Raw genomic sequence first — 11070 nt, 5'->3', positions numbered from 1 at the left:
CCCATTCTGATTTTTCTCCAATCCACAATCCTAGCTCAGCATTGCGATTCCACGGATTAATCTTATACAATTGTGCGTTTCCAATGGACTTATCCTCTTTATTAATAATTGTAAAGTAGACACTTTTATCATTTGATTCAGCATACTTTCGTGTCCGTTCTCTGACTGTATTAGGAGTTAAAGGGATTCCATTCCCAGATGGTAAAGTTGAGTTGATTTCAGGGTCTGATAACCATTTAAACCGAAGTTCCCAATCTTCTTCAACAACTGGTCGGAGTGTTAATCTTTTACCTTTCAGCATAAAACCACCCTAACTTTTTCTTCTTAGACTATCCTGCTTCTTTAACGCAATAAGGGCTGTATCCCTTAATCAAGATAAGCACCCTTTAGTTAAGCAAGACAAATAATTTTATACCTCTTTTATCATCATAACATTTGTAGTTTGATAGACTAGTTTCTCATATAGACCTCTTGCTACTTTGTTGTGACCAAAAACGTGAAGTCCTATTTTCCTTAAACCCAATTTTTTCCCATCATTTCAATTTGATTCATTGCTTCCTTACCATACCCAAGTCCCTGATATTTTTCTGAAATCCTAATATCACGGATAAATCCGTTCTCGTTATTCTTTTGTTCAAGCCATACTGCTCCTATTGTTTGACCTTCATTTAGAATAGAATATAAAAAATTATTTTCGGTGGTCTCACCTTTGGGCAAAAGTTTTTCATATTCCTCTCTCGCCTTACTAATAGACTCTTCTTCATTCCAATTATTAGATAATACTTTTTCTTTAGCATAACTTTCTACCGCTGATTTAAGATATATTTGAAATTCCCCAGAATTCATTAACATTAAAGTAACCAATGCTTCCCCCCTAAAAATATACTGACTCTTCTTGAACAACCCTGCTGCTGTAGTTGAACAAGGATGCAATGCCTCATTCAAGGAAAGCACCCGTTAATGCAATAAGAACAAGTATATATAAGCTGAACAAAAAACATTTATTTGTTATGTTTCCTATCTTTTATAAATAAACCAATTAGTGTAGGGATAAAACCAAAAACCAAAATAAAAAATTCGTTTCCAAAAAATCTAATTCCAGGCTCATTTTGTATGTAAAGTGGAAGTAACATCAGTGCAATACCGAGCAACATTACTTTTATAGAACCCACAATATTTCCCCTTATTTTTTTATCAATCCTGCTGCTATTGTTGTACTAAAGCACCCGTTAATTTAAGTACACTATTTCACAAGGTTCTTATGTTTAGCGTTTGTATCTATTGACCCCTAATCTAAATTAAGAACTCACATTCTTTTTAAGATAATCTTCTTGGAAAATTCCCCAAACAGCACAATCCTTATATTGATTTTTTGAATTACGTATCATATGTTTGATTATTTCTTCTTTTACCATTCCTACTTTGCTCATAATTTTTCCAGAAGCAGGATTGTCAGTGTTATGTGATGCGGAAATCTTGTGTATGTTCATGTGCCTAAAACCAAAATCCACAACAGCTCTTAAAGCTTCAGTACCATAACCTTTGTTCCACCACTTATATCCAACGGAATAACTTACCCCACAATTTCCAGTGGAACTGTCAAAATCATATAAATCAATTTCTCCAATTAATTCACCACTGGATTTTAATTCAATTCCCCAGTAACAAAATTCTTTAGATTCATATCCACTAACAATCTTAGCTACTCTCTCAACTGTTTCCAAAATAGACTTATGTGCTGCATTAATTCTATTGTCTGTTACTCGTTCATCTGAAATCCAGTTATCAAAGACGCTTTGTGCATCGATGTGTTCCATTCTTCTAAGGGTTAGGCGATTGGTTTCTATTTTCGGTGTTCCTCCATATATAATCATATTTTCACCTGCTTAAAATTGTTGTTAATAATCCACTAGAAAATACATAAAAGTTCTTCAAAACTTTCAATTGCTTTATCATATTGACTTACTTGCCCAAATCCGTATTTAGCATATATAAAAGGAATTTCAGCAAATCTGGCTGCTTCTAAATCACCCTCTGTATCTCCTACATAAAGTGGATTTGACAAGTTATTTCTATCAATAATTAAGACAATATTTCCCCCTTTTGACAGGGCGGTTCTCCCAGGGTTTTTTCAAAATCTAAAAAATACTTTTCAAGTTTATGATACTTGTAAAAAATTTCTATGTAGCCATCTTGGCAGTTGCTAACAATGTATAGTTTGTATTTTTGAGAAAGCTCTTTTAGGACATTCTCTACATTTTTGATAGAGAACACCGCCATTTTTTTCTAAGAAAGAATGTTCTACTTCGCAACAATCCTTTACTAGTTGTTGCCGTTCCTTATAACATAAGGTAGGAAAGAGTTTCCTACCTATTTCATTCATCTGTAACCCCATTGTATCTTCAAAGTCTTTCCTAGTTAATTCACTTTTTATTTGATTATTTTTTCTTATAACGGTGTTCCAAGCACTGAGCACTGTGTCTATTGAATCCCAGATGGTTCCATCTAAATCAAAAATAATGCTATCCAATTTATTTTTCTCCCCTTCAAAGTAGTTTTTATAACTTATTTTGTCTTCTACAGCTTATATTATAGGATAGCTAGTTTAACTATTAGTCCTTTTTGAAGTAACCTGCGTCGTTAGTTGAATAAGCTCGTTCTGTTTTTCTATCTATATTTTAACATAAAATCCCAGAAAACCTTTCCAAAGTATAGAACAACTCACTATTAGCATCGCATATCACATTTAAAGCAACATTGCTTTTAACACTCGTTTTCACAACTTAAATCCACACTGTACATAATTTTATGTACGTTTGTTAAAAAGGTTGCTATTAACTATGTCAATCTGGGTGTTAAAAACAGACAAACGTTGTCATATCAATAAAAAAGAGTACGAAACGCTATGCGATTTGTACTCCTTTTTAGTGTGATATTTATTGTTTTCTCTCCCTTACTGAACCCGTTACTTATAAAGGAAGGTGCTCAAAGTAGTACGATTCTCTCTACTAGTTAGTCTTACGTGATATGAAAACTACCTCCATCAACGATTTCAATCTCAGGATACTTTTGTATATCATCCATTAATTTAAATAAAGCAGCATCTTTCTGTTTCGCTTCGATCATACAGTCAATTTGCGAAACAGTTCCTTTTATTTCCCGCAAAAAATCCATAAACATCGCACTGTCCACATAATCAGAGTGGGCGCGAAATTGTTTATCTGACTTGGGACTTGAAATATGCATTTTCACAGGTACAGTGGAGGAATCCCACGTCTGAACAACACGCTCCCAATCTTCACGCCAGTTTTCTGATTCTGTGTGATTTGCAAGGTAGTGATGATAATCAAACACCATCGGTACAGCCAGCTTCTCACTTAGATATAATGTATCGGAAAGTGTGAAGACCTTATCATCATTTTCCAGAATGATCATGCTTTGTAAATCAGGCGACACAAATGCCCAATTATGAATAAATTGCTCGAGGGCTTTTTCTTTATCTCCATATCCCCCGCCAACATGCAGCACACAGCGATGTTCAGGATTAACTCCCATCCCCTGCAACAGCCTATAATGCATGCGCAAGCTTTTTATCGAATTTTTTAAAACATCTGGTCCAGGCGAATTCAACAGTACAAAATGATCAGGGTGAAAATCGACCCTGACATTAGGATTACGTGTAAGAAATTTTTGTATTTCTTCCAATGATGATTGCACGGATTGAATATAATCCCAGCCTTTAAGATCAGGGTGAGTAGCCAAAGGGACGAGCTTAGAGGATAGTCGAAAAAAAGCAATATCATGCGCCAAATTATGCCGCAGCAATCTGAGACAATTATGTAAATTCGTTTCTGCGATTTGTTCTAATTTCCGGATAGCCGCATCCCTATCGTCTAGTTTTGAAAATCTGGTGTAGGTCATCGTTTTAGACGGTGAAGCATTTTCCAAATGCACGCTCATAGCAACATAGCCAAGACGAACCAAAGTCAATAATCTTATCCCCCTCCAATTTAATCCATACACCAAAATAGGATGTCCAATATAACGAATATTACTCTTAGTAGGACAATAGGGACAGGAACCTTGTCCCGTTTTTTACGACCTCCAAATTCATCTAGCGAATGGTCTGTGTGTCTCCCAAAAACCTACTCATCCTCAAACAAACTAAAAGGAAAAATTTAGCAGGGGATCATATTTATTTATAGAAAGTAATGGTATGGTAGTATTATCGCTGATTTTGGAGCGAGTATCAGCAATACTGAAAATAAATTAACTTATTATTTAAAATAAGAATGAAGAGGAGAATTTTATGAATAGATTTAAAGGGCTCTTTTTACTAACAACAGCAATCACTGTAATGTTAGTGGGATGTGAACAGCCGAGACAAAACCCCGAGAGCCTCGTAACAATTCAACAATATAATCAATTGGAAAACAGAGCGGAATTTGAGGATGTGATCGATTTACTGGGACAGCCGGATTATATAAACTTTGAAGAAAATACAGCTGATGAAGTGAAATTCGACGATGAATTCACTCGTTACAGTTGGGACGGTGTAGCTCCCAATTCTAAGATTGCATTGCACTTTAGGGATGGGAAACTTTACAAAAAAGAAAAGAGGGGTTTTGAATAGCCATGTGGAAGAGTTTGGTTAAATCATGTAGAGATATATCCCTCATTATATTCATCATATTGCTAATCAGCTGTATGCCTGTGTTATTTCAAACCCAGAGCTTTACATACTTTTTTCAGAGCATAGGGTCAGGTATCTATTACCTTTTTCAGCCTCAAAAAATAATTATCCCATTAAGTAATGGAGATGAAGTACCTTTTTTTGCAGCGGTTTACAATGCGTATCTAAATTCCATTATCATCATTTTTGGTTCTCTCACTATAGCAATTATTGTTTCAATCCTATTCACTTATTTATTTCATATCCTTACCACACCATTTAAAAAGGTGATTCATGGAATTTTTTTTATAGTAGAATCAATGCCGGACGTGTTAATTGTATTGTTAAATATACAATTTTTTATTTGGATCTTCAAAAAAACAGGGATATCGTTAGGTATATATGAATTTGGTGGGGAAACGATTTACCTTTTGCCTATCTTGGCTTTAAGTTCAATTCCTGCTATCTATTTATTTAAATATATGACGGCGAGCATTGATGAGGAAAAGACCAAGGATTATTACTTATTGTCTCGATCAAAAGGATTTGGGGAAAGTTATATTTTCTTTATTCATTTATTTAGAAATACGCTCTTAACGCTTATCCAATATTACAAAAATATCTTCTTGTATATGATTTCAAGCTTATTGATTTTAGAAATCCTTCTACGCTTAAACGGCATTATGAGTTTTGTGAAATTGTACGGTATTGGAGACTTTAGAATATTGATGTGGGTCTTAATTATGTTGTATTTTCCGTTATATATCTTCATAAGGTCCGGCGAATACATAGTAAACAAATGGACGTTTGACGAGGCTGGTGATCAGGTTGTGGAGTAAAGTAAATATTAAAATAAGTGCAGGTACATTATTGATATTACTCCTTGTATTTTTTAGTTTCTTTCCTGATCTAATTGTTTCAAGGGAAAACGCACCATCCCTTTTATTGGATGAGGAGGGTGAGTTTATTGCCAAAACGCCCTACTCCCCTGCTGAATACCCGCCATTGGGGACAAATGTGTCAGGTGAACCCCTATTACATAACATATTAATCGGTGCAAAATATACGATAGTATTTGTAAGTGTTGTGTGTCTGTTACGCTTTGTTATTGCATTAGTATTAGCCATTTATTATGCATTTTACGTTCATAAATTTAAGAATATATGGAAACGAACTATTGAAATTGCCTATATTATTCCCCCTGTTCTGGTTATCTTTTTTTTACTTGCACCACTGCTTGGTCTATTTCAAGAAGAAAGTTTCCATTTTATGCTTTTATTGATGGTAATATTAATTAGCATCGGCATACCCCCTTTAGCTCTATTAATAGGAGATGAAATAAAAAGTGAACTCCATAAAGACTTTATTAAGATTGCTCAGTTACAAGGTGTAAGTAACTTTTATATCTTCAAAAAACACGTATGGAGGATCATTAAACCAAGAATTGGTATTTTCTTTATCCAAAACAACATTCAATTACTTTTATTATTAATTCATTTAGGGGTTTTGGGTATTTTTATTGGTGGAGATAGAGCAATAAAAGTTTCGGAGGAAAAGACTATACTTTTACCTATTAGCAACGAGTGGGGCGGATTGATTGGTTCGTCCTATCAGGAATTTTTACTCCATCCATGGATAGTACTAGCTCCGTTGTTCTCTTTTATGGTGCTAATTATTTTTTTAAAAATTATACTTGCAGGAATGAAAGGACAATAGGGACAGGAACCTTGTCCCGTTTTTAAAAAATAAAAAGAAGTAAACGCCCTTGAGCGATTACTTCTGTCTAGGAATAAGTATAATCTAGCAAAAGAATAGTAAATTAAGCGGGATAAGGGGTTCTGACCGGGACAACCCTACTTCCCGGGCCAGAAGCTCCATTTCCCTAATTTCAGTATAATTGCTGGTGTGAGTATTGTTCGTACTAGGAATGTGTCGATTAGTACGCCTAGTGCGACAACAAAGCCGAACATAAATAGCTCAAGAATTGGCTGGGTTGTTAATACTGCGAACGTCGCTGCCAGGATGAGTCCCGCTGATGAGATAACGCCACCTGTCCGCGCTATTCCCTGCTTCACCGCTTCTTTCAATGAATGATTTTTATATGCTTCCTGAATACGTGATACCAGCATGATGTTGTAGTCGACACCGAGCGCTACCAGGAAGACAAACGCATAAATTGGAATTCTGTAGCTCATTTGCTGCAGATCAAATACGTTTTTAAAAATAAGATCGGAAATTCCAAGTGCTGCGCTATAAGATAATAAAATAGTTGCCATCATATAGATTGGTGCAATAATTGATCTGGATTGGAAACCTAGCATAATCGTTATAAAAATAGTAACAAGAACCATCACTACCATCGTATCCCGATTATTCAGCGACCTGACATCAAGGTTCTTGGCAGTTTCACCGGCAAAATACAAGTCTGCTTCGTCCTGATTAAACCCGCTATCATCCAATATATCCTCCTTGTTGTCACGCAACTCTTCCATGGCATTCAATACTTCATGTGTATATGGATTTTCCGAGAAAACCAAGGTCAGTTTAGCAGCCCTGCTGTCTTCAGATATGAAGTCCCGATCATTAAACGTAACAGACTCTATCAACCCCTGTTCCTCCAGCTGGGTGACTAACGGATTAATGCTTTCTTTCTCGATAGCATCATTAGATGTGATAACCACCGTTGTTGGTGCGACTTCACCTGGTGTGTATTTTTCCTCGATTAATTCAAACCCTTCCCGTGATGACATATCTTCTGGGAATGATTGTAGTAAGTTATACGAGTAACTTATATTAAAAGTGTTCAGAGAAAATAATATCAGCAATGCAAGCACGCTTATGCCCGTAACAAGAGGTTTCCTTGTAACAGCATGGCTGATTTTCTCCCAGACTTTATTTGTCTTCAATTGTTTATCTTTTTCAACCCGTGGAATTACTGGCCAAAATGATCTTCTGCCGAATAAGGTAAATAGTGCAGGAACTAGGGTCAATCCTGCTAGTAAAATAAAGAACATGGCAACAGAAAATACTGGTGCAAAATTACGATATGGTTCAAAAATAGCCACGGACAATGTGATGACAGCGACGAGCACAGTACCACCACTAAAGAAAATAGGCTCACCGACACGACTCATGACTCGCTGCATCGCCTCATATTTACTTTCCACGGTTTGCAATTCCTCTCGAAACCTGGAGAAGATGAACAACGAATAATCCGTGATCGCTGCAAATAATAAGATCATCATTATCGATAGTGCCTGGCTTTCAACTGTAAACCAACCATTTTCTCCAGCAAGGCCAATCGTGCGGTTGACAACTTCATAAACAATTCCTGAAGCTATCAGCGGTATTAACGCGAGCAATGGCGAACGGTAGATAACAATCAGAAGCACCAGAATCAGTCCAATAGTCGAAAACAATAAGACCATATCTCCACTAGAAAAAAGTTCAAGTGCATCAGATGAAATCCCAGCTGGGCCCGTAACTGACAACTCTATCCCTTCAGAAAGAGACCCTTGGACCGTTTTCTCCATCATTACGACAATTTCATTGATTTCATCCATTTCCAGCCCTTCCTCTAGATGGACTGGGAGTACCAGTGTCGTTTCGTCATCTGACAAAAATGACTGTTGCATCTCCATGTTCATTTGGTTAAACGGAATGATACTGTCGATTCCTTCTATTTTCTCTTCGTTTATGGAGGCAAGTCCGTCCCCGACTGCTGCGTTGGACGCCTCATCAAAAGATTTCTTCTGATGAAATACAAGAATTGCAGGCAAAACATCACTGCCCTCAAAATGTTCATTCACTTTTCCGTCCGCAATAACGGATTGTGCATCCCGAGGCAAGCCTGCACCACTGGAATTGCCAGCAAACTCTTTCGCTCCAGGTGCTATAAATCCTAACGCTATCACGATGATAAGCCAGACCGATAAGACAATAATCAAGCCTTGTTTACTGTTGATCATACGAAATAATTGTTTCATAAGAACCTCCTGTAATCTATTTTGACGATAAAGGAGACTAGAAAACTGGCTTATCACCAAGCCTTAGTTGCACTTGTGCAGTAAGAATGTATTTATGCTTTCTTAACTGCCAAAGAAAAAACACCTTCTGTCCCTTTCCATGTATAACTCTAAAACAGGAAAGTGAACAGAAGGTGAATAATACGTTACATTTTCGGTAGTATGACATTAAAAGCTGTTCCTTCGTCCAAAACGCTTCTAACATTAATACGACCACCATGCATATCGATGATTTGTTTAACAATTGATAGACCAAGCCCGGTCCCTTCCGTTGTATGTGTACGAGCATCATCTGCCCGGTAAAAACGTTCAAAAATTTGTCCTTGTTCTGCTGGTGCTAAACCAATCCCTGTATCCTGAAGGGCGATTTCCACTTCCGATTGCCTTTCGATAATGGTCAGTTCGATTGATCCGTCCGGGCGATTATATTTAATCGCGTTAGTAAGCAAGTTTTCCCATACGGTGTACAACATGTCAGGATCACCTGATACAATTACTTCATCAAGGGAATAACTTACCGCGATTTCCTTTTCATCGAGCAGCCAGCGATATTTTTGTATAATCTCTTTTAGTTGTGCAGTAACATCGACCATTTCTTTATTGCGAAAATTCCCCTTTTGATCGAGTGTTGTCAGAACCAGTAGCTGTTTGGTTAGCATTGACATCCGATTTGTTTCATCATGAATGACTTGAATATAGGCATCTTTTTCTTCTTTGGTTAACGTGTTGCTTTCCAGTAACCTGGTGTAGCCCTGAATATTCAACAATGGCGACTGAATATCATGTGACACATTTGATATAAAAGATTTTCGCATTTTATCAAGTTCTCCCAAACGTGCGATCATTTCATTGAAACTGCCTGCCAGTTGACCGATTTCATCCTTGCGATTAATATCAAGATGAACATCGAAGTCCTCTTCAACGACTTTGTTGGTAGCACTGGAAAGCTTGCGGATCGGATTCACCAGCATCCGTGAGCCTATCAACACCGCAATGATACTGAGAATAACCATTACAATGATCATCCAGCCGAGCACAAAATGGACTTCACTGAACAACAACTCGATGTTGGGACGCATAAATAATGCGTAGCTTTCCCCCTGATAAGTAAACGGCACACCTACTGTATTTGTCAGTTCATTGGCAAAAAAACCCGTCACGAACGTTTCTTTCGGGAAATTTTCCATCCCGTGATATACGTCGCTATTCAAAACCTTCTCTTTGACCTCGCTGGCCAATGTCTTGTCCCGAAAGCTGCCACCATAAAACTTTTCCTGGCCCGAGCTATTAATGACATATAATTGATAGCCTGAAGCTGCCGTATGCTTCAGATAGCTGTCCAGGTTGTCCTGCGTTACAGCAAACTCCGCCATCCCTTTAGCAATCTCCATATTCTTACGATCATTTTCCTGTTTCACCGTTTGATGATAATAGGTATTCGAAACCATAAAGCCGACAATAGTGCTGAACAGCATGATTAAAATCGTGGTGATAACGAACTTGGAATAGAGTGTTCTCATGGCTGGCGCACCTCTAATCGATACCCAACACCGCGAACTGTAACAATAGCAATAACATCGGTCAGTTTAGTTAATCGCTCCCGTATCCGTTTAATGTGGACATCAACAGTACGGTCATCCCCTTCAAAATCAAGCCCCCAAATATTTTCAATCAGATAATTTCGGGTAAAAACTTGATTAGGACGGGAAATCAGTAGCGAAAGCAATTCAAATTCTTTTAGTGGCATTAAAAGAATCTGGTTTCCCACTTGAACTTCATAGCTTTTCCTATTGATGGTGACTTCTCCAACCTTATTAACCATATCACTCTGTTTATCATACCGTCGCAAAACTGCCTGGATACGAAACAACAACTCTTTCGGTTCGAACGGCTTAACAACATAATCATCAGAACCCGAGCGAAAGCCTTTTTCTTTATCGTCCATTTCACCCTTAGCGGTTAGCAGAATTACAGGGATATCGAAATCTTCTCTAAGTTGTTGAGTCAATTGAAATCCATCCATCTCAGGCATCATGACGTCAACAACAGCAAGATTAATATGTATTCCTTCTATACTTTCTAATGCTTCCATCCCATCACTTGCTTTGAAGACCCGGTACCCTGCCCTAGTCAAATAGATATCTACTAGATTCAAAATGTTTATATCATCATCAACAATTAAAATCGAAGTCATCCTATTCACCCCTCCTACCATTTCATATAATAACCTACCCAACAAATCATTATAAAACCAAAATATGAACAGCAGATGAACAAGGGACAATGGGGACAGGACCCTTGTCCCGCGCCATCTTCCTTATAGAAGGGATGTAGTAGGATGACAACATTTGAAGCATTAAGTTTAGTAGCGCA

General features: G+C 37.3%; 13 protein-coding genes. 3 read left to right on the top strand and 10 right to left on the bottom strand.

Annotation, left to right across the window (positions count from 1 at the left end; translation table 11 throughout):
* The 7 genes from BMY13_RS11830 to uvsE form a co-directional block, all read right to left on the bottom strand.
* A partial coding sequence (locus BMY13_RS11830) for a GNAT family N-acetyltransferase (protein ID WP_139184821.1) occupies nt 1–301 on the bottom strand: 301 nt, incomplete at its 3' end.
* A gap of 212 nt (nt 302–513) precedes the next feature.
* A complete protein-coding gene (locus tag BMY13_RS11825; RefSeq protein WP_342728981.1) occupies nt 514–864 on the bottom strand; it encodes a GNAT family N-acetyltransferase in 351 nt (116 codons plus the stop codon).
* A 137-nt stretch (nt 865–1001) separates the two neighbouring features.
* Complete coding sequence (locus BMY13_RS19515) at nt 1002–1172, bottom strand: hypothetical protein (RefSeq protein WP_175476787.1); 171 nt, start codon at nt 1170–1172, stop codon at nt 1002–1004.
* Between the two features lie 126 nt (nt 1173–1298).
* Entirely contained in the window at nt 1299–1874 is a 576-nt protein-coding gene (locus BMY13_RS11820) for a GNAT family N-acetyltransferase (RefSeq protein WP_092504837.1), read from the bottom strand.
* A 35-nt stretch (nt 1875–1909) separates the two neighbouring features.
* On the bottom strand, nt 1910–2065 hold the full coding sequence (locus tag BMY13_RS20010) for an HAD family hydrolase (protein ID WP_342728978.1): 156 nt from the start codon (nt 2063–2065) through the stop codon (nt 1910–1912).
* 138 nt (nt 2066–2203) lie between these two features.
* The gene (locus BMY13_RS20005) at nt 2204–2530 is read right to left on the bottom strand and encodes an HAD family hydrolase (RefSeq protein WP_342728976.1); all 327 of its coding nucleotides are present in this window, start codon (nt 2528–2530) and stop codon (nt 2204–2206) included.
* A gap of 488 nt (nt 2531–3018) precedes the next feature.
* A complete protein-coding gene (gene uvsE, locus BMY13_RS11810) occupies nt 3019–3990 on the bottom strand; it encodes a UV DNA damage repair endonuclease UvsE (protein WP_092504834.1) in 972 nt (323 codons plus the stop codon).
* Nucleotides 3991–4309: 319 nt separating this feature from the next.
* Between uvsE and BMY13_RS11805 the strand changes: the two genes are divergently transcribed.
* Genes BMY13_RS11805 through BMY13_RS11795 form a run of 3 tightly spaced genes read left to right on the top strand, consistent with a single transcriptional unit; the run spans nt 4310 to nt 6388 of the window.
* The gene (locus BMY13_RS11805; protein WP_092504832.1) at nt 4310–4633 is read left to right on the top strand and encodes a hypothetical protein; all 324 of its coding nucleotides are present in this window, start codon (nt 4310–4312) and stop codon (nt 4631–4633) included.
* Between the two features lie 2 nt (nt 4634–4635).
* Complete coding sequence (locus BMY13_RS11800) at nt 4636–5511, top strand: ABC transporter permease subunit (protein ID WP_092504830.1); 876 nt, start codon at nt 4636–4638, stop codon at nt 5509–5511.
* A complete protein-coding gene (locus BMY13_RS11795; RefSeq protein WP_092504828.1) occupies nt 5501–6388 on the top strand; it encodes an ABC transporter permease subunit in 888 nt (295 codons plus the stop codon). Before BMY13_RS11800 ends, BMY13_RS11795 begins: the two co-directional genes overlap by 11 nt.
* Nucleotides 6389–6525: 137 nt before the next feature.
* Here the strand turns inward: BMY13_RS11795 and BMY13_RS11790 are convergent, their stop codons facing one another.
* The 3 genes from BMY13_RS11790 to BMY13_RS11780 form a co-directional block, all read right to left on the bottom strand.
* Nucleotides 6526–8658, bottom strand: coding sequence for an MMPL family transporter (locus tag BMY13_RS11790; RefSeq protein WP_092504826.1), 2133 nt, complete (start codon nt 8656–8658; stop codon nt 6526–6528).
* Between the two features lie 185 nt (nt 8659–8843).
* Nucleotides 8844–10217 (bottom strand): sensor histidine kinase, encoded by a 1374-nt coding sequence (locus BMY13_RS11785; protein WP_092504824.1) that lies wholly within the window; start codon nt 10215–10217, stop codon nt 8844–8846.
* A complete protein-coding gene (locus BMY13_RS11780) occupies nt 10214–10891 on the bottom strand; it encodes a response regulator transcription factor (RefSeq protein WP_092504822.1) in 678 nt (225 codons plus the stop codon). Before BMY13_RS11780 ends, BMY13_RS11785 begins: the two co-directional genes overlap by 4 nt.
* Between the last annotated feature and the right edge of the window lie 179 nt (nt 10892–11070).

The organism is Virgibacillus subterraneus, from assembly GCF_900110695.1.
In the GTDB taxonomy this organism is placed as follows: Bacteria; Bacillota; Bacilli; order Bacillales; family Amphibacillaceae; genus Lentibacillus; species Lentibacillus subterraneus.
The sequence above is the reverse complement of the archived record's forward strand: the minus strand, read 5'-3'. Positions and strand labels throughout refer to the sequence as shown.